This is a genomic window from Salmonella sp. 2018103 (genome assembly GCF_026247685.1).
GTDB lineage: Bacteria > Pseudomonadota > Gammaproteobacteria > Enterobacterales > Enterobacteriaceae > Salmonella > Salmonella enterica.
In genome coordinates, this window is sequence record NZ_CP111029.1 from 2,260,554 (window position 1) to 2,285,310 (window position 24,757).

20 protein-coding genes and 1 pseudogene are annotated in these 24,757 nt (G+C 50.5%); 11 read left to right on the plus strand and 10 right to left on the minus strand.

Going from position 1 to position 24,757, the window contains the following annotated elements; genetic code table 11:
* Positions 1-47: 47 nt before the first annotated feature.
* The 5 genes and pseudogenes from treY to OLG56_RS22220 all read right to left on the minus strand — a co-directional run.
* Positions 48-2,576: a malto-oligosyltrehalose synthase gene (gene treY, locus OLG56_RS10985; RefSeq protein ID WP_061377323.1), complete on the minus strand. Its 2,529-nt coding sequence runs from the start codon at positions 2,574-2,576 to the stop codon at positions 48-50.
* Entirely contained in the window at positions 2,573-4,357 is a 1,785-nt protein-coding gene (gene treZ / locus OLG56_RS10990) for a malto-oligosyltrehalose trehalohydrolase (protein WP_000095560.1), read from the minus strand. The genes treY and treZ overlap by 4 nt, the downstream gene beginning before the upstream one ends.
* A 128-nt stretch (positions 4,358-4,485) precedes the next feature.
* Complete coding sequence (locus OLG56_RS10995) at positions 4,486-5,271, minus strand: OBAP family protein (protein ID WP_000698596.1); 786 nt, start codon at positions 5,269-5,271, stop codon at positions 4,486-4,488.
* 142 nt (positions 5,272-5,413) lie between these two features.
* Complete coding sequence (gene hdeB, locus OLG56_RS11000; RefSeq protein WP_001032161.1) at positions 5,414-5,743, minus strand: acid-activated periplasmic chaperone HdeB; 330 nt, start codon at positions 5,741-5,743, stop codon at positions 5,414-5,416.
* Positions 5,744-5,977: 234 nt separating this feature from the next.
* Positions 5,978-6,210: pseudogene (locus OLG56_RS22220) on the minus strand (efflux RND transporter permease subunit); the annotation flags it as partial.
* Between the two features lie 300 nt (positions 6,211-6,510).
* Here OLG56_RS22220 and OLG56_RS11010 point away from each other — a divergent pair.
* Together OLG56_RS11010 and hlyE are read left to right on the plus strand one after the other, a co-directional pair.
* A complete protein-coding gene (locus OLG56_RS11010; RefSeq protein ID WP_000778346.1) occupies positions 6,511-7,146 on the plus strand; it encodes a hypothetical protein in 636 nt (211 codons plus the stop codon).
* Between the two features lie 135 nt (positions 7,147-7,281).
* Positions 7,282-8,193 (plus strand): hemolysin HlyE, encoded by a 912-nt coding sequence (hlyE, locus tag OLG56_RS11015; protein WP_001545517.1) that lies wholly within the window; start codon positions 7,282-7,284, stop codon positions 8,191-8,193.
* Positions 8,194-8,313: 120 nt separating this feature from the next.
* Here the strand turns inward: hlyE and OLG56_RS11020 are convergent, their stop codons facing one another.
* Entirely contained in the window at positions 8,314-8,745 is a 432-nt protein-coding gene (locus OLG56_RS11020) for an OsmC family protein (protein WP_000152297.1), read from the minus strand.
* A gap of 511 nt (positions 8,746-9,256) precedes the next feature.
* Here OLG56_RS11020 and bdm point away from each other — a divergent pair.
* From bdm to adhP, 4 genes are all read left to right on the plus strand, one after another.
* Complete coding sequence (gene bdm, locus OLG56_RS11025; protein ID WP_000495700.1) at positions 9,257-9,472, plus strand: biofilm-dependent modulation protein; 216 nt, start codon at positions 9,257-9,259, stop codon at positions 9,470-9,472.
* 94 nt (positions 9,473-9,566) lie between these two features.
* Entirely contained in the window at positions 9,567-9,710 is a 144-nt protein-coding gene (gene sra, locus OLG56_RS11030; RefSeq protein WP_000841559.1) for a stationary-phase-induced ribosome-associated protein, read from the plus strand.
* Between the two features lie 176 nt (positions 9,711-9,886).
* The gene (locus tag OLG56_RS11035) at positions 9,887-11,584 is read left to right on the plus strand and encodes an NAD-dependent malic enzyme (RefSeq protein WP_000450511.1); all 1,698 of its coding nucleotides are present in this window, start codon (positions 9,887-9,889) and stop codon (positions 11,582-11,584) included.
* A gap of 281 nt (positions 11,585-11,865) precedes the next feature.
* Positions 11,866-12,876, plus strand: a complete 1,011-nt coding sequence (gene adhP / locus OLG56_RS11040) for an alcohol dehydrogenase AdhP (protein WP_000642447.1) — start codon at positions 11,866-11,868, stop codon at positions 12,874-12,876.
* 90 nt (positions 12,877-12,966) lie between these two features.
* Here adhP and fdnI read toward each other — a convergent pair whose 3' ends face one another.
* The 3 genes from fdnI to fdnG are packed head-to-tail and all read right to left on the minus strand — an operon-like array spanning position 12,967 to position 17,561.
* Positions 12,967-13,623, minus strand: coding sequence for a formate dehydrogenase-N subunit gamma (fdnI, locus tag OLG56_RS11045; RefSeq protein WP_000045657.1), 657 nt, complete (start codon positions 13,621-13,623; stop codon positions 12,967-12,969).
* Positions 13,616-14,500 (minus strand): formate dehydrogenase subunit beta, encoded by an 885-nt coding sequence (fdxH, locus tag OLG56_RS11050; protein WP_000061599.1) that lies wholly within the window; start codon positions 14,498-14,500, stop codon positions 13,616-13,618. Before fdxH ends, fdnI begins: the two co-directional genes overlap by 8 nt.
* Positions 14,501-14,513: 13 nt before the next feature.
* Positions 14,514-17,561 (minus strand): formate dehydrogenase-N subunit alpha, encoded by a 3,048-nt coding sequence (gene fdnG, locus OLG56_RS11055; RefSeq protein WP_001574320.1) that lies wholly within the window; start codon positions 17,559-17,561, stop codon positions 14,514-14,516.
* 277 nt (positions 17,562-17,838) lie between these two features.
* Here fdnG and yddG point away from each other — a divergent pair, with 277 nt between their 5' ends.
* From yddG to OLG56_RS11070, 3 genes are all read left to right on the plus strand, one after another.
* Positions 17,839-18,720 (plus strand): aromatic amino acid efflux DMT transporter YddG, encoded by an 882-nt coding sequence (gene yddG / locus OLG56_RS11060; RefSeq protein ID WP_000203795.1) that lies wholly within the window; start codon positions 17,839-17,841, stop codon positions 18,718-18,720.
* 525 nt (positions 18,721-19,245) lie between these two features.
* Entirely contained in the window at positions 19,246-20,334 is a 1,089-nt protein-coding gene (gene ompD / locus OLG56_RS11065; protein WP_000769035.1) for a porin OmpD, read from the plus strand.
* 143 nt (positions 20,335-20,477) lie between these two features.
* Positions 20,478-20,858, plus strand: coding sequence for a GFA family protein (locus OLG56_RS11070; protein ID WP_014343841.1), 381 nt, complete (start codon positions 20,478-20,480; stop codon positions 20,856-20,858).
* A 24-nt stretch (positions 20,859-20,882) separates the two neighbouring features.
* On the opposite strand, the gene smvA is transcribed toward OLG56_RS11070, so the two are convergent.
* Entirely contained in the window at positions 20,883-22,370 is a 1,488-nt protein-coding gene (gene smvA / locus OLG56_RS11075; RefSeq protein WP_061377322.1) for a methyl viologen efflux MFS transporter SmvA, read from the minus strand.
* 117 nt (positions 22,371-22,487) lie between these two features.
* Between smvA and OLG56_RS11080 the strand changes: the two genes are divergently transcribed.
* Together OLG56_RS11080 and OLG56_RS11085 are read left to right on the plus strand one after the other, a co-directional pair.
* On the plus strand, positions 22,488-23,066 hold the full coding sequence (locus tag OLG56_RS11080) for a TetR family transcriptional regulator (RefSeq protein WP_000121049.1): 579 nt from the start codon (positions 22,488-22,490) through the stop codon (positions 23,064-23,066).
* 214 nt (positions 23,067-23,280) lie between these two features.
* Positions 23,281-24,669, plus strand: a complete 1,389-nt coding sequence (locus OLG56_RS11085; protein WP_061377321.1) for a NarK family nitrate/nitrite MFS transporter — start codon at positions 23,281-23,283, stop codon at positions 24,667-24,669.
* The last annotated feature ends 88 nt before the right edge of the window (positions 24,670-24,757 follow it).

A 24,757-nucleotide genomic window follows, 5' to 3' on the forward strand; every position in this document is an offset into this window, starting at 1 on the left:
CCACCCACGGTAAACGTTGTCCTGTCACGGCACATCAACACATAAACTCAGTCGCTCATTAAAACCAGTACGCCGCCCTGATGTGAGGCCAACGACAGGCGTTCACCAGGCATTAACCTCTCCCGGGTAAGCACATTGCGATAACGATGCTGATTAAGCTGTCCGGGTATAATAATGTCGGTTCCTGCCCAGAAACCGCTATGCGATTGTGACAATAAGCCGTCACATTCGGCGAACACCAGTCGGGGCGCAACAACAATCAGCGCATCATCATGATTGACTCTGGCGTAAGCGATGACCTTGTCGGCACGCTGACCAATAGCCCGCAGCGGTATATAGTCGCCAAAACGGAAGAGCTCATGATTCTGCTGACGCAGACGCAGTAAGGCGGCGGTGGCATACTGATTCACCTGCCCGTTCAGCCAACTCTCTTCGCACGAGAAAACTCCCGGCGTTAGCTGGTCTAACTGCTGCGCCAGCGTGGCGAAATCCGGTTCGCGGCGGTTGTCGGGATCGACAAGGCTAAAATTCAACGCCTCGCTTCCCTGATAGATATCAGGTACTCCCGGCGCGGTTAATTTGATAACGGTCTGCGTCAGGCTGTTAACCAGCCCTGCGCGGATGAAGGATTGCAAGGAACGATAAAAATCCTGCAAAAATGTCTGATTATCCGGCGCCAGTAAATAACGGGCGTAATCAAGCATTGCCGTTTCGTAAGCCTCATTACTGTCCACCCAATCGGTACGTAGCTTCGCTTCGCGTAGCGCTTTCTCCACAAAGGCTTCAAAGCGTATTTTCAGCGCGTTTAAACCTTTTTCGTCCTGTGGTTGTAGCATCGGGGGCCAGACGCCGGTCAGCGCCTGATATAACATCCACGTATCCGCCGATTTTGGCGCAGTGCCATCATTCAAAAATTTGACATGGGTCTGGTTCATCTGCCGCCAGCGGGCAAGGCATTCGCTCCACTGTTCCGGCGCTTCGGTAAGCGTATACAGCCGTGCTCGCGCATCCTCGCCTCGCTTGGTATCGTGGGTCGACGTACCGGATAACGCGTCAGGCTGTCGCGCCTGTCGGGTTTTCATCTCATGGTGAAAGCGTTCAATGGAGAAGTGATGCGTGACGGGCTCGGCGCCGACTTCATTTAACGCCAGTCCCATGTTTTGACGAAAGAAAAGCGTATCCTCTACCGATTTCGCCATCAGCGGACCGGTGAGTTGTTGGAACCGAACGCGAAACTGTGTCGCCTCCTCCAGGCTGGAGGTGGGAACATCGCCGGTAAGAAGGCGGCTCAGAAATGTAAGCGCTTCTGGCTGCGGAGGGTTTTCAAGCGTCTTTACCCGTTCCACAATACGGTGTAACAGGCAAATATCGGTCGGCGGTAGCCCTTCTGCCGTGCCGTAAGTGCGATATACGGGAAAGGCAATTAATAACTCGCGTAACGCCTGCCGAACGACGCTCTCTTCCTGTGCGATCTGTAGCTCGCTGGCAATCGATAGCGCAAGCGCGAGCAGCCGGGTAAATTCCCCCTCGAAATTGCGATCGACCATCAGCAATTTAGCTGCCCGTAATTCCGCCCGCATATCCACTGGCGCGCCTTTAACGGTCTCGTAAGCCTGGCGCAGATTGTCTATCTGCTCATCGTCAACCAGCACCTCCGCCAGTGAGGCGATAAATTCATAGCCTGTGGTGCCGGAAACCGGCCAGTCATCAGGAAGTTGCTCGCCTTTAGCGAGAATTTTTTCCACGGTGATATAGCACGCCGGCCCCACTTCCTGACGTAAACGCGCAAGATAGGCTTTCGGATCGGCAAGGCCGTCGATATGATCGATACGTAAACCGTCAACCGCCCCCGTTCTGACCAGCTCCAGAATCAGCCGATGTGTATCGTCGAAGACGGTTTTATCTTCCACCCGCATTCCTACCAGCCCTGTGACCTCAAAGAAACGCCGATATGAAAGCGAGCGAGCAGCATCGCGCCAGGACATTAATTTCCACGGCTGGCGCTCATGCAAATCAGCAATAGCGGCTTTATCGGTAAGCGCCAGTATTTCGGCCTCGCGCCCCTGCCACGTCGCCGGCGCAAGCGGATAATAGTTATCATAATAGGCGAACGCGGGTTTACCCGTAGCGGGATCGGGCTTGATCGCAATTTCTCCGTTTTCCAGCACGGCGTCAAACGTGTCGCCTAAAAAAGGCAGCGTCAGTCGGCGCGACCAGTCAATATCGAAATGGCGCGCGTAACGGCTCTCCTTGCCATATTCAAGCACGTCGCGCCACCAGGCGTTTTCTAGCGAGCTGGCCATGTGATTAGGCACAATATCGATGATCAATCCCAGACCTTGCGCTTTAAGTTCAGCCACCAGTCTTTCAAATCCTTCGCGCCCGCCAATAGAAGGCTCAATCTCATTCGCATCGGTGACATCATAACCATGCGTTGACGCTTTGGTGGCGGTAAAGATGGGTGAGGCATAAAGATGGCTGATACCCAGATTTTTAAGATAAGGCACCAGCGCCGCAGCGCGATCGAAGGTCATGCCATTGCGAAACTGAAGGCGATACGTTGCAGTTGGGATCATGATGCAGACTCTCCCTGGGCTAAGCGGACAATAAGAGAATGTTGGGAAAGCGACCCGGTGGATTCATTCGGCCAGGCGAAGAGAGTCTTACCCGGTAAATCGGGCAGTAATACCGTCGTGGCGCTAATATTCAGCGCCAGTGACAGTGTTCCTCCCGGAAAACGCCAGCTAACGGCAATAAACCCGGGCGCGGTTTGCAATACCGTTCCTGAGCTCTCACGGGCAGCGGACAACAGCGGTACGATATGCTTCTGGCGCAAAAGCAGTAGTTCGCGGGTAAACGCCAGCCACGCTTTACCCTCTTCACTGTGCTGTTGCTTCCAGTTAAGTTTTGAGCGTTGAAAGGTCTCTGGCGCATTCGGGTCCGGAACATTTTCCCCTGCATGATCGGCAAACTCTTTTGCGCGACCTTCACGAACGGCGCGGGCTAAATCCCCATGGAAATCGGTAAAAAAAAGAAAAGGACGGCTTTCGCCATACTCTTCGCCCATAAAAAGCAGCGGAATATGCGGTGAAAGCAGCAACGTGGCGAGCAATACTTTTGTTCGTTCAGCACCTGCCAGGGTTATCAGTCTGTCGCCCTGGGCGCGGTTACCGACTTGATCGTGATTCTGAATAAAATCCACAAAGGCGACCGGGGGTTGTCCGGTACTTTTTACGCCGCGAGGTTCGCCGGTTTGTGGTGAAATTTCTCCCTGATAAGCGAATCCTTCGGCCAGCGCTCTTGCGAGGTGTTTTTCCGGGGCATCAGCAAAATCGTTGTAGTAGGCCTGGGTCTCTCCGGTCGCAAAAACGTGGACGGCATTATGAAAATCGTCATTCCATTCGGCGGTAAACAGCGGCGCATTGCCACCCTGATCACGGGGATGCAGAGAAATAATATTGCGGCTATCTTCGGTAGTCAGATGAATGGGTCTGTCGGTAATGTCTTCCCGAATACGTTGTGCGATTTCAACCAGCACATGCTTTGCGCTACTGTCTTCAATCTGATCGATAGCGTCAAAGCGTAAGCCGTCGAGATGGTATTCTGTCAGCCAGTATAACGGCGCCTCGATGATATAGCGCCGCACGGCGTCGACATCATAGGCGATACCATTTCCCCACGGCGTCATGCGCTCTTTGTGGAAAAACGCCGGCGCCAATAGCGGTAAATAATTTCCCTCCGGGCCGAAATGGTTCAGCACAATATCCAGGACGACGGAAAGACCATACCCATGCGCGGCGTCAATAAACGCTTTGAAATCATCCGGCGTCCCATAGGCAGAATGCGGCGCGTAAAGCAGTACGCCGTCATAGCCCCAGCCGCGCTCGCCGCCAAATTGCGCAACGGGCATCACTTCAATAACGGTAACGCCGAGTTCAGCGAGATAAGGCAGCTTCGCTATTGCGGCGCGGAAGGTGCCTTCCGGAGTGAACGTGCCTGTATGCATCTCGTACACCACGGCCTGCTCCCAACGGCTACCTTTCCACCCGGTGTTGCGCCACGCGTAGCTGCCTGGATCAACCACATATGACGGACCGTTGACGTCAGTTTTTTGGGCGCGGGAAGCCGGATCGGGGACCACCATGCCATCGCTGAGTACAAAATTATACTCCGTACCTGGCGTCACCCCGGAGACGTCCAGCGTAAACCAGCCGTCACCGCTCGCCTGCATTTCCTGGTCTTTACCCGCAAGCCTGAGCATAACCTTTTGCTGACCGGTGGCCCAAAGACGAAAGCGGACAACATCAGCGGCGATATATTCAGCCCCCCAGCTTTTGCAAAAAATTTTTGAACTCATTTATCGCTCCGTTTAACCCATAACCTCTACAGCATCCGAAGAACAAGCATAGACTATGGGGCTAATCTTTACGTGACACTGTCACTTAACAGGCGTTCTTTTTCGTATCTGCGTGTAAAAGCGTGGAATTATTGTCGGGATTGCTCAGATGTACCGAAGTGCGCGGTATCGCCTCGCCCGTGTTCGCCAGCGCCCTGAACACGCTGTAGCTGGATAACCTCTCCCTGCTCCCAGGCGTTAGCCCCCTTGATAACGGGATGTTCAGGCAGATCCTGCCGCTCGCGTTTAATGGCCTGGGTATCAATTCCCAGACGGCGATCCCGATCGGCCAGCAGCGCGGGGTCAAGCTGCCCGTCGCCAGTAAAGCCCATCATCAGCGCAGGGATACCCATTGGCAGGGTTTTATCCCGGTCGGTATGCCAGGTGTGCCAGGTCTTGCCATAGGTATTAACAATCTTACTCATCAACGCCTTATCAGCGACCTGCGGTAAGCCAGGCGCCACCAGGCTACCGGATTTCACCTCGTACTGGTGGCTGTGCCACAGTTTTTTCTCCTCGGGAGGAAGCGTTTTAAATAAACGTTCGCTGATAATGTACTCCACCCCCATCAGGCGCGCGTTTTTCGTATTGCCGTCGTAAATCACCGCCTGCATGACATCTTCGTTCAGGACGGTAACGTAATGGTGCGCTTCCATCTGTCCGTTTTTATCACCGCTATAAAAATGGAACCCGTCAAGGTAGGTACTGATGGCATCGACAGGTGGTCTGGATTGAATAGCCGCCGCGCCTGTTTCCAGGGTACGTAATTTGGCAGATGTTTTTTCCCCGGGAATAGGCGTTTGCGGCGGCGTATTATTGGCGCCACATCCGGCCAGAAAAGGAATGATAAAGAGTGCCAGCGGTAAAATTTTCATTAGGTCTCCATATAGTGAAAGGGCTCTAATGAAAATAGTGCAATACCACGTGATTGGTAGAAGAAATGGAAGATGTTATTTGTGACGGTGTCACAAATAGTAAAACCCGACACACAGGCCGGGTTTTGATATCAGTTTACTCTTATTTTGAGAGTTCTTTCTTGATTTCGTCTTTTATTTTGCTTAATTCACTCTGCGGGTTTTTCTTACAAAGCTCAACGGCTAGCGGCACTGCTGTCGTCTCAGTTTCCTGGAAATCAACGTAGTCCCCGCCTTTAAAATCTTCATCTTCATTCAGCACCCAGAAAGCGACTGGCGCCATAGTCTGCGGATTGAGGTCAACAAACTCCTGGCAGCTCATACCTTTAGGCGTAACGTTTGTTTTAGTAGTATCTGTTGCCGCATTCACGCTAACACTGGTTACCAGCGCTGCCACGATAATACCTGCTGTAGCAAGGGAGAATTTATTCATTGTTGTTGCTCCAATAATTATATAAATAACCTCTACATCTGCGCGTTAACCCGTTAATGTAGAACGCAGAAAATAATACCCCTCCTCTCTCAGGAATAAAGATCACCCTCCGTGATATGGCTATTATTGATATTTACGTTGACTGATTTTGATGTTTGATGAATAAAGCAACATGGCGAGCAGATTTTAGGGCGAAAAAGTAGACCACGACAATAGCAAATGACGTGGTATGCACTACGTTGAGCTGATGAAAGAGAACTTCGCTCTGACATGCTGTCGCAATCGCGCCAGCCAGACACAAACGGTGGGCAGAACAAACATCGTAAACAGATTGCCTGTCAGCATTCCGGAGGCAACCACCAGCCCTGGCCAAAACGGCTTGCGGCGTCTACGCCGCTGGCGAACCCTATCAGGGCTAAACCAACCACTATTGCCCCGGTAGTCATCAGCACCGGGCGCAATCGGATCTACAATACAATTTCATAGAATTTACAGATAGTCGGACAATTTCAGGTTTCCGTAATCATAAAAAACACCTTTCGTACACAAACTGTATACTTCCAGTAGATTTATTGTTATTTAGCACTATAACTGCAAGCAGTTGAATCCAAAGGGTAATAATTCAGGCATTATTGGAAGGGTAATTTACATTATTAAGATAAATAAATGCTTATCGGTGAAGTGAGCGACGTTTAAGTTTTGTTGTAACCACGGCTTTATACTTTTTACGAGTGCTATTTTTTTTGGCTAATTAAAAGGTAAAGTTAATGAAACTATCCGTAACATTGGCGTTTTTCGGTTACATGATGGCATCCAGTTTAGCACAAGCTAGCGATATCAATATGTGGCGTGAACCCAAACCTGTTGTGAAAGAGGGTAAATATTACAGCTTAATCATGGATCGTGGCGAGTTGCAGAAAGCAGTAAAAAGCAGCAATAACAACTATCTCTTTTCCGAAAAAGGTGCAGGAGTGAAACCGCTGGTATTGATCGGCTCTCCGGTAGAGATTAGCGAATTTATGTTGCAAAATAAAACTCGCAGTATTGAAAACCACATTAAAGGTCTACCTGACATTTATATGGGAGTGACAAAATATAAACCCAAACAACGTTTTACCGGCTTATTTCCGCTGCAGGATATATTGACTCAAACTGTTGATCAGGTATCGAAATTTGTGCCCGGTACCGATATCACCGATGCGGTGGGAATCCCCGCCGACCTAAAAGCATTACAGCAAGCTATTTTGGCTATGAAGCCAAAAGATAAAACCAGCAACAATATACTGTACGTCAAATTTAGCTACTTACCGGAAGATGGGATGGTGAAAGTAGGAAGCAAAACAGTTTCTTTTGGTCGTATTCTGGAGAAAATGCAGCAGAGTAATCGTACCCTGCGTAGATAAGCAGGAAGCTGGCAGTATTTCCAGCTTCTGGAATGTTAACTTAAGCTACAAAAGCTGTCTGGAGGTAATAGGTAGAAATAAGTTATAAAACAATAGCTTAATTGCAATTTATATATTTAAAAGAGGCAAATGATTATGACCGGAATATTTGCAGAACAAACTGTAGAGGTAGTTAAAAGCGCGATCGAAACCGCAGATGGGGCATTAGATCTTTATAACAAATACCTCGACCAGGTCATCCCCTGGAAGACCTTTGATGAAACCATAAAAGAGTTAAGCCGTTTTAAACAGGAGTACTCGCAGGCAGCTTCTGTTTTAGTTGGTGATATTAAAGTTTTGCTTATGGACAGCCAGGACAAGTATTTTGAAGCGACACAAACTGTTTATGAATGGTGTGGTGTCGTGACGCAATTACTCTCAGCGTATATTTTACTATTTGATGAATATAATGAGAAAAAAGCATCAGCCCAGAAAGATATTCTCATCAGGATATTAGATGATGGCGTCAATAAACTGAATGAAGCGCAAAAATCTCTCCTGGCAAGTTCACAAAGTTTCAACAACGCTTCCGGAAAACTGCTGGCATTAGATAGCCAGTTAACCAATGATTTCTCGGAAAAAAGTAGTTATTTCCAGTCACAGGTGGATAGAATTCGTAAGGAAGCTTATGCCGGTGCTGCTGCAGGCATAGTCGCCGGTCCATTTGGATTAATTATTTCCTATTCTATTGCTGCGGGCGTGATTGAAGGGAAATTGATTCCAGAATTGAATAACAGGCTAAAAGCAGTGCAAAATTTCTTTACTAGCTTATCGGCTACAGTGAAACAAGCGAATAAAGATATCGATGCGGCAAAATTGAAATTAGCCACTGAAATAGCAGCAATTGGGGAGATAAAAACGGAAACCGAAACAACCAGATTCTACGTTGATTATGATGATTTAATGCTTTCTTTACTAAAAGGAGCTGCAAAGAAAATGATTAACACCTGTAACGAATACCAACAAAGACACGGTAAGAAGACGCTTCTCGAGGTTCCTGACGTCTGATACTTTTTCATTCGCTCCGTGTACTTTTAACGCCCGATAGCGTGAAGGAAATGAGAGAGGGAGAAAAAGCGATATTCAACAGCCCGATAAACAAGAGTCGTTACCGGGCTGGCGGAGTTATCAGGCGTTAAGCTGGTAGTCGAGGGTGATTTCCGCATTCAGAACCTGCGATACCGGGCACCCGGCTTTTGCTTTCTGGATGATTTGATCGAAAGTTGAAGCATCAATATCTGCTACCGCGACTTTGCTTTGTAGCGCAATTTTGGTAATGGCGAAGCCCGCCTCCACCTTATCAAGCGATACGTCAGCGGTGGTGTCAATGGATGTCGGCGTAAATCCAGCCTCTCCCAGCATGAGTGATAGTGCCATGGAGAAACAGGCCGCATGTGCGGCGCCAATTAACTCTTCCGGGTTGGTCCCCTGCGCGCCTTCGAACCGGGTATTGAATCCATACGGTTGTTGATTAAGCACGCCGCTTTCTGTTGATACGGTACCTTTACCCCGTTTGATGTCGCCTTCCCAGTGTGCCTGACCTTTCTTATGGATTGTCATTTTTGCTCTCCTGTTGGCTCAAAAAATAAAGTATAGACCATGCTGCTAATCTGCGTTGTCCATGCCGATGGATGTAGCATGTTGTCAATTACCCGCACTTCAGATATAGAAAATAGTTGTATGCTTTTTCAGTGATGGATATTAAATCAACAGGCCTCCCTTTCTTTAAAGAATATATCCCTTCTTTTATCCTTACGTTTTCTTCCGGAAGCGTATTCCACTATGTATATTTTTATTCAAATTAAGATTTGTCTTATCTCGTTGTAATAAAAGATAAAAATCGCAATAACTAGCCTTTTAAATGTATATTAATTGACCACTATTTGTATGAGGATATGTAATTGGCAAACGTAATATATTTTCTTCTGGGGTAAACAATTAGAGTTCCGCCTTGCGTTAAAATAACTCCAGGACTAATCTTAACCACAGCCGCAAAAATATTTGCCATGCTGAATACGAATTAATTTTCTGCGAGCCGTACTAAATAAATACATGTTCACGGAGGCATTATATGTTTACTTATCACTCAGCAAATACCTCAGCAGCACAACCGGCCCTGGTCAACGCGATTGAACAAGGATTACGCGCGGAGTTAGGCGTTGTCACTGAAGATGATATTTTAATGGAGCTGACCAAATGGGTTGAGGCTTCCGACAATGACATCCTCAGTGACATCTACCAGCAGACCATCAACTATGTGGTAAGCGGGCAGCACCCTACTCTGTAAAACCTGCTATGCTGTATCGGCAACCTTAGGGGTTACGTTTCTTTCGCGTAAGCGAATTTGTCCTTAAAACTAGCAGCAGGATTGAGGAGTTAACATGAAATCGAACCGTCAAGCTCGTCATATACTTGGACTGGATTACAGAATTTCCAACCAGCGTAAGGTTGTTACTGAAGGCGACACCAGCAGCGTGGTGAATAACCCAACCGGCAGAAAGCGCCGCGCCGATAGCCAAAAGTAATCGTACAGTCCTGAAATGACGTTAAACACCATTGCATCTGCAATGGTGTTTTTGTTTATAGGAATGACCTTAACGTCTCACAATGCTTTATACTCAGGGTCGGTTCCCTGGTGGAAGGCAATATATGATGATAAACGACGGTGCCAGGGACAGTTATTCGAAAAAGAGTGAGTAACATGGAAACTACAACCAAGAAAGCACGTTCCCTTTATATCCCTTACGCTGGCCCTGTATTGCTGGAATTCCCCCTGTTAAACAAAGGCAGCGCTTTTAGCGTAGAAGAGCGCCGCAACTTCAATTTGTCAGGGCTGCTGCCAGAGGTCGTCGAGTCGATTGAAGAACAGGCCGAACGCGCCTGGCTCCAGTATCAGGGGTTTAAAACAGAAATCGATAAGCATATTTACCTGCGTAACATCCAGGATACCAACGAAACGCTCTTTTATCGACTGGTGCAAAACCATCTTGAAGAGATGATGCCGGTTATCTATACCCCGACCGTGGGCGCGGCCTGTGAGCGCTTCTCTGAGATTTATCGCCGGGCGCGCGGCGTATTTATCTCTTATCCGAACCGTCACAATATGGACGACATTTTGCAGAATGTGCCTAACCACAACATTAAAGTTATTGTGGTGACGGATGGCGAGCGGATTCTGGGGCTTGGCGATCAGGGCATCGGCGGGATGGGGATCCCTATCGGTAAGCTGTCATTATACACCGCCTGCGGCGGCATTAGTCCGGCCTATACCCTTCCCGTTGTGCTGGATGTCGGCACCAACAATCAACAGTTACTCAACGATCCGCTTTACATGGGCTGGCGTCATCCGCGCATTACCGACGATGAGTATTATGCGTTTGTCGACGAGTTTATTCAGGCCGTTAAGCAGCGCTGGCCAGATATCCTGCTACAGTTCGAAGATTTCGCGCAGAAAAACGCAATGCCGCTGTTGACGCGCTATCGTGATGAGATTTGCTCCTTTAACGATGATATTCAGGGCACCGCAGCCGTGACCGTCGGTACGTTGATCGCCGCCAGCCGCGCTGCCGGCAGTCAGCTTAGCGAGCAGAAAATCGTTTTCCTCGGCGCGGGTTCCGCCGGATGTGGAATTGCTGAACAGATCATCGCGCAGACTCAGCGTGAAGGTTTAAGCGAAGATGCCGCTCGACAGAACGTTTTTATGGTCGATCGCTTCGGCCTGTTGACGGACCGGATGCCTAATTTATTGCCGTTCCAGGCAAAACTGGTGCAGAAATGCGACAATCTCCAGCACTGGGATACCGAAAATGACGTGCTGTCGCTGCTGGATGTGGTGCGTAACGTGAAGCCGGATATTCTGATCGGGGTTTCCGGCCAGACCGGGCTCTTTACTGAAGAGATCATCCGCGAGATGCATAAGCATTGCCCTCGCCCGATCGTCATGCCGCTCTCTAATCCCACCTCTCGCGTGGAGGCCACGCCACAGGACATTATCGCCTGGACGGAAGGCAACGCGCTGGTGGCAACCGGCAGCCCATTCTCGCCGGTCATCTGGAAAGATAAGGTTTATCCGATCGCACAATGTAATAACGCCTATATTTTCCCCGGCATCGGCCTGGGGGTTATCGCTTCCGGCGCATCGCGCATTACTGATGAAATGCTGATGTCAGCCAGTGAGACGCTGGCGAAACATTCTCCGCTGGTGAATAACGGCGAAGGATTAGTGTTGCCAGCGCTTAAAGACATCCAGGTCGTGTCGCGCGCTATCGCTTTTGCCGTAGGCAAAATGGCGCAGCAACAAGGTGTAGCGGTGAAAACCTCTGCGGAAGCGCTGCAACAGGCGATTGACGATAACTTCTGGAAACCGGAATACCGCGACTACCGTCGGACTTCCATTTAATACGTACCCGGCGGTGAATGCCGCCGGATATCACTTTCTTCTTTAGTTTTGGCGAGTCTGTCGACACCCCTGAATTCCTTTCCCTGCTTATTTGTCAAGCTACTAATATTAGCCACCTTTATGTATTGAACGGGGATTTATCAGGATAATCCTGGCTAAACTATTACATTGTATTTCTGCCGCCTTGCATAACTCATCAGAAATATTAATCCTAAAGAGGTAATAGCACCTTACCTGCTATTACCTGCTATGCAGTTCACTATTAATAAAAGGAGAAGGTTATGAAAGCTGCTGTTGTCACACAAGATCATCAGGTTGATGTTACTGAGAAAACGCTGCGTCCCCTTCGCCACGGTGAAGCTTTGCTAAAAATGGAGTGCTGCGGCGTATGCCATACCGATCTACACGTGAAAAACGGAGATTTCGGTGACAAAACCGGCGTCATTCTGGGACACGAAGGCATTGGCGTCGTGGCGGAAGTCGGTCCTGGTGTCACCTCGCTGAAACCCGGCGATCGCGCGAGTGTCGCGTGGTTTTATGAAGGATGCGGACACTGTGAGTATTGCAATACGGGCAATGAAACCTTATGCCGCAACGTGAAAAATGCCGGTTACACGGTAGATGGCGGCATGGCCGAAGAGTGTATTGTCGTCGCGGATTATGCGGTGAAAGTACCGGAAGGTCTGGACTCTGCGGCGGCAAGTAGTATTACCTGCGCGGGCGTTACCACGTATAAAGCGGTGAAGATTTCTCATATTAAACCTGGCCAGTGGATTGCCATCTACGGTCTGGGCGGTCTGGGTAATCTGGCCTTGCAGTACGCGAAAAACGTTTTCAATGCGAAAGTGATCGCCATTGATGTCAATGATGGACAGCTGAAACTGGCCGAGGAAATGGGCGCAGATCTGACCATTAATTCACGTACGGAAGATGCGGCTAAAATTGTGCAGGAAAAAACCGGTGGCGCGCACGCAGCGGTGGTTACCGCGGTCGCTAAGGCGGCGTTTAATTCCGCAGTAGATGCCGTTCGCGCCGGAGGCCGCGTGGTGGCAGTCGGGCTGCCGCCAGAAGCCATGAACCTTGATATCCCTCGCCTGGTGCTGGATGGCATTCAGGTTGTCGGTTCGTTGGTGGGGACACGTCAGGATCTGACCGAAGCCTTCCAGTTCGCGGCGGAAGGAAAAGTCGTACCAAAAGTCGCTCTACGTCCGCTTGAAGATATCAACGTTATTTTTAAAGAGATGGAACAGGGACAAATTCGAGGCCGTATGGTCATCGATTTCCGTCGTTAAACGATTTGCTGTAGTCGTCTGAGTATACAGACAGCAGATGAAAACAAGGCGCTACCAGGATAGCGCCTTGTTTATCAGATCGCGAAAGAATTACTGAATACCTTCTTCGCTCTCTTTTTTTGCTTCCGCCTTCTCGATTTCACGATACCAGCGTGGATGATGTTTCTTCGCCCAGCGACGGCTGACCTTCCCTTCGATCATGCCTTTAATCGAGCCTTTCACCCAAAATGCCATATACATATGGATGAGGATCGCGTGCATTAAAATAATGCCCGCCGCCGCATGAATTAACAGGCTATAACGCACCACCTGCATGGGGAAATACTGCGCGAAATACGGACGCCAGATAATCACGCCAGTCACCAGCAGCACAAAAATCATGCTCATAATGGACCAGAACATCATCTTCTGTCCGGCATTGTATTTGCCGACATCCGCCACCTTATGCTCATTGCCTTTCAATACTTCGACAATATTTTTCAGCCACGGAATATCTTTTTTATCCGGGATGTTGTGGTGGACGAAACGCACGAACATAAACATCAGCGCGATGAAAATGGCAATACCGAAGAACGGGTGCAAAATACGTCCCATCTGCGGCGTGCCGAAGGTTTGCGTCAGCCATTGTAGCGTCGGGAAGAAAAATGAAATCCCCGACAGCGCTACCAGGAAGAAGCAGATCACCACCGTCCAGTGACAGGCGCGGTCGACAAATTTCGTGCGCACAATCATTTTCGACTTACTCATGATGATCCTCCTCATCGTCGTCCGTTTCTTTATTCGGGCCAATACCGATGTAGTGGTAAATCAGACCGGCGAAAGTGGCGATAAAGCCCGCTGCGGCCAGCGGTTTTAGCGCCCCTTTCCACAGATTGATTGAGGTATCGATCTGCGGATCTTTCGGCAAGCCGTGGTACAACTCCGGCTGGTTGGCATGGTGCAGCACATACATGACGTGCGTACCGCCGACGCCCTGCGGGTTGTAGATACCGGCATGTTCAAAGCCACGCGCTTTTAACTTCTCCACGCGTTGCTCACCCAGTTCCAGCATCTCTTTTTTGGTGCCGAAGTGAATAGCCCCGGTCGGACAAGTTTTGACGCAGGCCGGTTCCTGGCCCACACTGACGCGATCGACGCAGAGCGTACATTTATAAACGCGGTTGTCCTCTTTGTTGAGGCGCGGAATATTAAACGGACACCCGGCGATACAGTAACCACAGCCGATACAGTGTTCAGATTGAAAATCAACAATCCCGTTCGCGTACTGGATGATAGCCCCGGCAGATGGACAGGCTTTAAGACAGCCTGGATCTTCACAGTGCATACAACCATCTTTACGAATCAGCCACTCCAGCTTGCCGTTCTGCTCGGTTTCGGTAAAGCGCATCACCGTCCAGGACTTGGCGCTGAGATCGGCAGGGTTATCGTACACCCCGACACAATGACCAACGTTATCGCGAATATCGTTCCACTCAGAACAGGCTACCTGGCAGGCTTTACAGCCGACACAGGAGGAGACGTCGATCAGTTTCGCGACTTCGGCTTTGTAATCACGCGCCTGTGGAGGCGGCGTGATGGCGTTTGTTGCGGACCGTTTAATAATGTCCTGCGTTTCCATAGACATATGTTCGCCTCCCTTACGCCTTCTCGATGTTAACTAAAAACGCTTTGTATTCCGGCGTTTGCGAGTTGGCATCACCGACATTTGGCGTCAGAGTATTGGCGATATAGCCTTTGCGTGCGACACCCTCAAAGCCCCAGTGAATCGGGATCCCCACCGTTTCAACCTGCTGACCGTTGACATGCAGGGTGCGAAGACGACGAGTTACCACCGCGACCGCGCGAATAAACCCGCGTTTACTGCTCACCTTCACATAGTCGCCGTTAGCAATACCTTTCGCTGCCGCCAGCGTCTCACTGATCTCCACAAACTGTTCCGGCTGAGCGATAGCGTTAAGTAGCGCATGTTTGGTCCAGGTATGGAAATGCTCTGTGAGGCGGTAAGTCGTGCCCACGTACGGAAACTGCTCCTTCTTACCCATGCGCAGCGCATCTTCTTCATACAGACGCGCCGCCGGGTTCGAGACCACATTCGGGTGCAGCGGGTTAGTACCCAGCGGCGTTTCCATCGGCTCGTAGTGCTCAGGGAACGGTCCTTCCGCCATCTTATCAATAGCAAACAGACGTCCCAGCCCTTCCGGCTGCATGATAAACGGATTGGTCCCGCTCCCCGGCGCCGCGTTGTTAAAGTCCGGAATATCGTTCCCTGTCCACTTCGCGCCGTTCCACTGGATCAGCATCCGTTTTGGATCCCACGGTTTACCCTGCGGATCCGCCGAAGCGCGGTTATACAATACGCGACGGTTTAGCGGCCACGCCCACGCCCAACCCAGTGTATTGCCAAGCCCTGACGGGTCGGCGTTATCACGTCTGGACATCTGGTTGCCCTGCTCCGTCCAGCTACCGGTATAAATCCAGCAGGAGGAGGATGTCGTACCGTCATCGCGCAGTAATGCAAAACTGCTCAACAACTGGCCTTTCCTGGCAAGCAGTGTACCGTTGGCGTCATAGAGATCTTCCAGCGCATAGCCGTTGTTCTCTTTCGCCACTTCTTCCGAATGCGGTTCATCCGGCTGCTTGTAGTTCCAGCTCATCTTCAATAGTGGCTCGGCGCCTTTACCGCCTTCTGCGCGATACATTTCACGCAGACGATGGTAAATACCGGCCAGAATCTCGCCGTCGTTACGCGCTTCGCCCGGCGCGTCCTGACCTTTCCAGTGCCACTGTAACCAGCGACCGGAGTTAGCGATAGAGCCATCCTCTTCCGCAAAACAGGTAGACGGCAGACGGAAGACTTCGGTCTGAATCGTTGTCGGATCAACATCATTAGATTCGCCGTGGTTCTGCCAGAACGTCGACGTTTCAGTCACCAGCGGATCGATAACGACCAGATACTTCAGTTTGCTTAAGCTTTGCACCACTTTGTTTTTGTCCGGGAAGGACGCCACCGGGTTAAAGCCCTGACAGAAATAGCCGGTGACTTTCCCGCTATCCATCATGTTGAAATATTTGATCACGTCATAGGACTGATCCCACTTAGGCAGCCAGGCAAAGCCCCAGTCATTCTCTTTCTGCGCCGCATCGCCATAGAAAGATTTCATCAGGCTGACGAAGAACTTAGGATAATTACCCCAGTAGTTGACCTGATCGGCCAGCGTCGCTTTGGGGGTATTCGCGGCCAGATAAGTTTGCAGATCGGCCTGTTTTTCTGACGGTAGCGTCAGGTAACCCGGCAGGCTGGTGGAGAGCAGTCCTAAATCCGTTAAGCCCTGAATATTAGAGTGGCCGCGCAAGGCGTTCACACCGCCGCCAGCCATCCCCATATTGCCGAGCAGCAACTGGATCATCGCCATGGTACGGATGTTCTGCGCCCCGACGGTATGTTGCGTCCAGCCCAGCGCATACAGGAAGGTCGTAGTGCGATCCGGAGCGCTGGTAGAGGCCAACACCTCACACACCTTCAGGAAGTCCGCTTTCGGCGTACCGCAAATGTTTTCCACAACGTCCGGCGTATAGCGCGAAACGTGCTGCTTCAGCAGATTCCACACACAGCGTGGGTGCGTCAACGTTTCATCACGTTTGGCATAGCCGTTTTCATCGAACTGGTAGTTCCAGGAGGATTTATCGTACTGACGCTTTTGGGCGTCATAGCCGCTGAAAAGACCGTCATCAAAGGCAAAATCATCCCGCACCAGCAGGCTGGCGTTGGTGTAATGCTTAACGTACTCAGCGTTGATTTTGTTATTTTCGATCAGGTACAGCAACACGCCGGACAGAAAGGTAATGTCTGTACCGGAACGTATTGGCGCATAGATATCCGCCACCGACGCCGTACGTGTAAAGCGTGGATCAACGACAATCAGCGTCGCATCGTTATTGTTTTTCGCTTCCATCGCCCAGCGGAAACCCACCGGATGCGCTTCTGCGGCATTGCCGCCCATCACCATAACGACGTTGGCGTTTTTAATATCCACCCAGTGGTTGGTCATCGCACCGCGACCAAATGTTGGAGCAAGACTTGCTACCGTTGGTCCGTGTCAGACGCGCGCCTGGTTATCTACCGCCAGCATACCGAGAGAACGGGCAAACTTCTGCGTCAGCATACCCGTTTCATTGCTGGCCGCCGAGGCGCACAGCATCCCGGTAGAGAGCCAGCGGTTAACCGTGACGCCCTGCTCATTCTTTTCAATAAAGTTGGCGTCACGGTCGGCTTTCATTAATTTAGCAATACGAGTGAAAGCGTCATCCCAGCTAATGCGCTGCCACTTGTCGGAACCCGGCGCGCGGTATTCCGGATAGCGTAGGCGATCTTCACTGTGAACATAGTCCAGCAAACCGGCCCCTTTCGGGCACAGCGCGCCACGGCTTACCGGATGATCCGGGTCGCCTTCAATATGGTAAATCGCTTCTTTCGCGTTTTTTGCCCCATCTCCCAGGCTATACATTAATAGCCCGCAACCTACGGAACAGTATGTGCAGGAGTTACGGATCTCTTTTGCGCGCAACAGCTTATAGTTTCGCGCCTGAGCCAGGGCCATTTTAGGGGTAAAACCCAGTGCGGCCACCGTTGTTCCCGCCATACCGCCCGCGCAGATTTTAAAAAATTGTCTGCGGCTGACGTCCATTGCTTTCCTCTTTTTTCCACGGATGCACGCCTCCTTCGAACTGCATCAAAACCTCAGTCCAGGATGCGTGTATAACTTCGCGAGGAAACTAACAGCAAAATCGATAACTTTTTTGCGTCAAATCAATATTGAAACGGTTCCGCTATTAAATAGCCCTATTTTTAAACTGCAATAACTCCAGGGAGGTACTAAAAAATGACACTGCATGGCATCGCCCTCGGAAAAAGTGCTATAAGTGGCAGTTTATTTTGCGCGGTATTCAGGATAGCCACAAAGCATGACATCACAAAAAGCAACGCTAATAGGGCTTGTTGCCATCGTTCTGTGGAGCACGATGGTTGGGTTAATTCGCGGCGTCAGCGAAGGTCTCGGACCGGTAGGCGGCGCAGCCATGATCTATTCATTAAGCGGCCTGCTGCTGATTTTTACCGTCGGATTACCTGATATCCGCCGTTTCCCGGGGCGATACCTCATCGCAGGCAGCGTACTGTTTGTCAGTTATGAAATATGCCTGGCGCTTTCTCTCGGTTATGCCGCCACTCGCCATCAGGCTATCGAAGTCGGCATGGTTAACTATTTATGGCCCAGCCTGACCATTCTGTTTGCCATTCTTTTTAACGGGCAAAAAACTAACTGGCTTATTGTGCCTGGATTGCTTATTGCACTTACTGGCGTTTGCTGGGTTCTGGGGGGCGAGAATGGTCTTAATCCAGGAGAAATTATCAGCAATGTCGCCACCAGTCCGCTAAGTTATTTACTGGCATTTCTTGGGGCGTTTATATGGGCGACATACTGCACGGTCACCAATAAATATGCGCGTGGTTTTAACGGTATCACCGTCTTTGTGTTACTCACCGCCGTGGCGCTGTGGTTCCACTATTTTCTTACGCCGCAACCTGCCATGATATTTAGCCTACCGGTGATTGCTAAACTTTTTACCGCGGCATTAACGTTAGGGTTTGCCTACGCCGCATGGAATGTGGGCATACTTCATGGCAATGTGACTATCATGGCCGTAGGGTCCTATTTTACCCCCGTCATGTCCTCTGCTCTGGCAGCGCTGTTACTCAGCTCACCACTGTCATTCTCCTTCTGGCAAGGCGCAGTCATGGTTTGCGTAGGTTCGCTACTTTGTTGGCTGGCAACGCGGCGGCGCTAATAGCGACGGGCGGGCCGATGTTGATATTAAATCGACCCGCTGCACCTTGACACTCTTCATAACACAACTACGCTTTTATCTATCGCCTGTGTGTATTTGACGATTTTTCATTTTCACGTGCTCCCCCTGCGCCATACCAGGATGCGCTGGTAAAAAATACGGATTTTATAAAATCGTTAAATATGTTAATGTGATGATATAATTTTATTAACAAATATATAATTAACGCTAGCTGGCAACTGTATTAGTGCATATAATAATCAGTCGTTACTACCAAAAATAAAACCATAAACAGCCCAATAGTCCCCTCCGAAAATATATCTTATTAGACAGTCCCTATTTGAATTAATACTCTCAAATGTATTAAGGAGATCTCGATCACACAAATTAAAATAATTTGTAATCTTATGAAACTTATTATTGAACTTATGCCACTCCGTCATTTAAAAATAGTCTGCCATTGACAAACGCCTCGTTTAACAATGGTTGAGGAAACACGCTAAGAAAATTATAAGGATTATTAAAATGAAACTTAAGTTAGTGGCAGTGGCAGTGACTTCCCTGTTGGCAGCAGGCGTTGTAAATGCAGCCGAGGTATATAACAAAGACGGCAATAAACTGGATCTGTACGGTAAAGTTCACGCTCAGCATTATTTCTCTGATGATAACGGAAGTGATGGTGACAAAACTTACGCGCGTCTGGGCTTTAAAGGCGAAACGCAGATCAACGATCAGTTAACCGGTTTTGGCCAGTGGGAATATGAATTCAAAGGCAACCGTACTGAAAGCCAGGGCGCTGACAAAGACAAAACCCGTCTGGCGTTTGCTGGTCTGAAATTCGCTGACTACGGTTCTTTCGACTACGGTCGTAACTACGGCGTTGCTTACGACATCGGCGCATGGACCGACGTTCTGCCAGAGTTTGGTGGCGATACCTGGACTCAGACTGACGTCTTCATGACTGGCCGTACTACTGGTGTTGCCACCTACCGTAACACTGACTTCTTTGGCCTGGTTGAAGGTCTGAACTTTGCCGCGCAGTACCAGGGCAAAAACGACCGTGACGGCGCATACGAGTCTAACGGCGACGGTTTCGGTCTGTCCGCAACGTATGAGTACGAAGGTTTTGGCGTAGGTGCAGCCTATGCGAAGTCTGACCGTACTAACAACCAGGTGAAAGCAGCGAGCAACCTGAATGCTGCGGGTAAAAACGCTGAAGTCTGGGCTGCTGGTCTGAAATATGATGCGAACAACATCTACCTGGCGACCACCTACTCCGAAACGCTGAACATGACCACCTTCGGTGAAGATGCAGCGGGTGATGCGTTTATCGCGAATAAAACCCAGAACTTTGAAGCGGTTGCTCAGTATCAGTTCGACTTCGGTCTGCGTCCGTCCATCGCTTACCTGAAATCCAAAGGTAAAAACCTGGGTACTTACGGCGACCAGGATCTGGTTGAGTACATCGATGTCGGCGCAACCTATTACTTCAACAAAAACATGTCCACCTTCGTTGATTACAAAATCAACCTGCTGGACGACAGCGATTTCACCAAAGCGGCTAAAGTGTCTACCGACAACATCGTTGCTGTTGGTCTGAACTACCAGTTCTAATTTTGTTGTAGTCTGAATACAAAGCCAGTCCTTTCAGGGCTGGCTTTTTCTCTTGATGTAGACTCGGTCATAAGGAGTATGCCGTGCAGACGTTCACTGGTCGTTGTCTTTGCGGACAGAGCCATTTTACCGTTGACGTCGAAATGCTGGATGTCTATGCCTGCCATTGTACGCTGTGTCAAAAATGGTCGGGTGGAATAGCCATGTATCTGGAAGCCTGCGGGCAACCACAGCTAGCCCCCCTTTCCCCGGAACCGCCATACTTTTCATCCTCTTCACGCGGCGAACGCTACTTCTGTTCCGGCTGCGGGTGTCCGCTGTGGTTTCGGCTTACCGATACCGATCGCTATTTTATTCCCTGGACCTTACTGGAACTGAACGAAGTTGATCGCCGTCGGCTGATTCTGGCTGCGGAAATTTATACCGAAACCCAGCCTGCCTTCTGGCGACTGACGGGGCAATACGCACGCCTCAGCGGTAAAGAGGTTGAGGAAATGGACTCCCCCTGCCAGCTAGCGCATTAAGCGCTTATCTCATCAGGCGTTATGTTATCGGCGTTGGGCTTTTGCCAGGCTGAACCACATCCCTACCGCCAGCAAAAGAAGCATACTCCCGGCGCTGCTTAACGCCACACTATGCGACCAGATAAAGGCCTGTCTGGCGGCGTCCAGTATTGCCTGCCCCAGCGTGGGCGGCAGGCTATTCGCCAACTGCACGGCTTCCCCCATTGAAGATGACGCTCTGGCAATCTCTTGCGCCTCAAGCCCGGCAGGCAGACGGATAGACGCGGAGAAGCTACGGCTTAACAACAGACCGAAAATGGCGATGCCCAGTCCCGCGCCCAGTTCATAAGCCATCGTTTCTATCGCGCCGGCCGCCGCCGCTTTTTCTGCCGGCGCAGCGGCCATAATTGCCGACGTGGAAGCCAGCAATGCGCTGGCGGCGCTAAATCCCAGCAGCGCCATCAGCCCCCAAGCCTGCCATTGTTGGGTGCTGAAATCCGTCATCGCCAGGCCATAAAAACTCAGCGCGCTTAACGCCATGCCGCCCGTCGCGACCAGCCGTAGTCCCAGACGCGAGACCAGCGCGCCCGCAATCGGCCCGCTGAATCCACTGGCGACCATCACCGGCAGCATAAATACCCCGGCCTCATAAGGCGATAGCCCGTGAACAAACTGCAGCTCTTGCGCCATCAGCAGCTCAAAACCCACCAGAGTGATCATCGCGGTCATCGCCATCACGACGCCGCTCAGGATAATGCGATGGGTAAATAGTCGCATATCAATCATCGGACGCGATGTCGCAAGCTGTGTGCGGATAAAGAGTCCCAGGAGCAGCGCGCCGGTAAGCAGGGTAAACGAGATGACCCACAGCGACAGATGCCCTTTCAGCGCGGTTTTAGCGCTATAGACTAACAGCAAAATAGCAACAATCAGCATCACCGCATGGCCAAGATTGAGCGGTTGATCGCGACGGCCCGCCTGGCGAGGAACATAGCGGGCGGTTAAGCCCATGACGACCAGCACAATCGGCACGTTGATCAGGAAAACCGATCCCCAGTAAAAATGCTCTAATAATATGCCGCCGATGAGCGGCCCAAACGCCGCTCCGCCCGAACCTACCGCTGCCCAGACGCCCAGCGCCATGTTGCGATGCTTCTCTTCACAAAAGGTGGCGCGTATCCCGGCCAGCGTCGCCGGTACAATCATCGCCGCGCCAATAGCCAGTAATACCCTGGTGGCAATAAGCCAACTGGCGGTATGCGAAAACGCTGCCGCCAGTGACGCCAGGCCAAAGAGCGTCCCGCCCAGCATCAGCAGGCGTTTAAAACCGATACGATCGCCAAGCGCGCCCATCGGCAACACCATGCCAGCCATAACCAAAGAATAAATATCAATGATCCACAGCAGCTCGTTGCCGCTGGCCCCCAGTGTCATACTCAGTGTCGGGGCGGCGACATGCAAGACCGTGGCATCAATGGCGACAGGAATATAGACCAGCACAATAATGACTAACGTTAACCACTGACGAAACATAACTCTCCCTTCAAAAACTCAAATTTGGACGCTTGTCCAGCTTCAGGATCCTACGGTAAGTTGAACGAATGTCCAGCTTTTTGTTACACTGCGCGCATTGGCTAATGTGGGGAAAATATGAGTTACCTTAACCGGGATGAACGCCGCGAAGTGATCCTGCAAGCGGCGATGCGCGTGGCGCTGGCAGAGGGGTTTACCGCCATGACGGTGCGACGAATCGCATCAGAAGCCGATGTCGCCGCCGGCCAGGTGCATCACCACTTCAGCTCGGCGGGCGAGCTCAAAGCGCTGGCCTTTGTCCATTTGATCCGCACCCTGCTTGATGCCGGGCAAGTTCCGCCGCCCGCCACCTGGCGTGCACGGCTTCACGCTATGTTGGGTAGCGAAGACGGCGGCTTTGAGCCTTACATAAAATTGTGGCGAGAGGCGCAAATTCTGGCCGACCGGGATCCGCACATCAGAGATGCTTATCTACTTACGATGCAGATGTGGCATGAGGAAACGGTCACAATTATTGAGCAGGGCAAACAGGCAGGAGAATTTACGTTTACTGCTAACGCCACGGATATCGCCTGGCGGCTTATCGCACTGGTGTGCGGGCTGGACGGTATGTATGTGCTGGGTATTCCGGAAATGGCCGATCCCGCGTTTAAATACCATCTGGATCGGATGATTACGCTTGAACTCTTTGCGTAAAGTTACAAATAATTTAATAAAAATAACTTTTAATTTACAAATAGTAACAATTAAGAAGCATCATATCTCCTCTTCGCGCCGCGCTGGCCTGGTTTTTTATCTATTCTTTCACTCAATATTCTAAAAAAACTTCAATAAGTTCTCAAAAGAGCGCGTGACGCTCTGTCTCTTTTTTGTGTTTTTTCTCAAATGATATGCGCATGTGAGGGGTAAAATGACACGACAAAACGAGAATTATAACCGTTATCTCTTGAGTGACTGGCGACCCGAAAATCCAGCCTTCTGGGAGAATAAAGGGAAAAGCATCGCCAGGAGAAACTTATGGATTTCAGTAAGTTGTTTGCTCCTGGCATTTTGCGTCTGGATGTTGTTTAGCGCTGTTGCCGTCAACCTCAATAAAATTGGATTTAATTTTACCACCGACCAACTCTTTTTATTAACCGCATTACCTTCTCTTTCCGGCGCAATATTACGCGTTCCCTACTCCTTTATGGTGCCACTGTTTGGTGGGCGTAAATGGACCGTATTAAGTACCGTAATATTGATTATTCCCTGCGCCTGGCTGGGATTCGCCGTGCAAAATCCTGCCACCCCTTTCGGGGTATTTATGCTCATAGCTCTGTTGTGCGGTTTTGCGGGAGCAAACTTCGCGTCCAGTATGGGCAACATCAGCTTTTTCTTTCCAAAAGCCAGACAAGGTAGCGCGTTGGGTATTAACGGCGGCCTGGGAAACCTTGGCGTCAGTGTGATGCAGTTGCTTGCGCCGCTGGTTATTTTTCTGCCGATATTTACTTTTTTAGGCGTCCGGGGCGTGCCGCAACCTGATGGTTCCCTGCTCGCCCTCACTAACGCCGCCTGGATCTGGGTGCCGTTACTGACTGTCGCGACGCTTGCCGCCTGGTTTGGTATGAACGATATCGGCAGTTCAAAAGCGTCTGTCGCCTCGCAATTGCCGGTGCTAAAACGTCTGCACCTGTGGCTGCTTAGCCTGCTGTACCTGGCGACATTCGGGTCATTCATCGGCTTTTCCGCAGGTTTCGCCATGCTCGCCAAAACGCAATTTCCCGACGTAAATATTCTGCAACTGGCGTTCTTTGGCCCCTTTATCGGCGCGCTGGCGCGTTCGGCAGGCGGCGTGATCTCCGATAAATTCGGCGGCGTTCGCGTAACGCTCATTAATTTTATCTTTATGGCGCTGTTTACCGCCCTGCTATTCCTCACGCTGCCAGGATCCGGCGCAGGCAGCTTTAGCGCGTTCTATCTTGTTTTTATGGGCCTGTTTTTGACAGCGGGTCTCGGCAGCGGTTCTACCTTCCAGATGATTGCGGTGATCTTTCGTCAGATCACGCTCTACAACGTCAAACTGCGCGGCGGGAGCGATGAGCAGGCGCAGCGCGAAGCGGTGACGGATACCGCCGCCGCGCTCGGGTTTATCTCCGCTATTGGCGCTGTGGGCGGCTTCTTTATTCCAAAAGCGTTTGGCACCTCTTTGGCATTGACCGGCTCGCCGGTGGGCGCCATGAAAATCTTTTTGCTGTTTTACATCGCTTGCGTCCTGCTGACCTGGCTGGTCTACGGGCGTCGTAAGCCTAAACAACAATAACAACATACACACCTGTAGGACGGCCATCCGGCAATGGTTTAACGCCAAATCGACAGGATGGCGGAAAATTTATCGAAGCAGGAGAAAT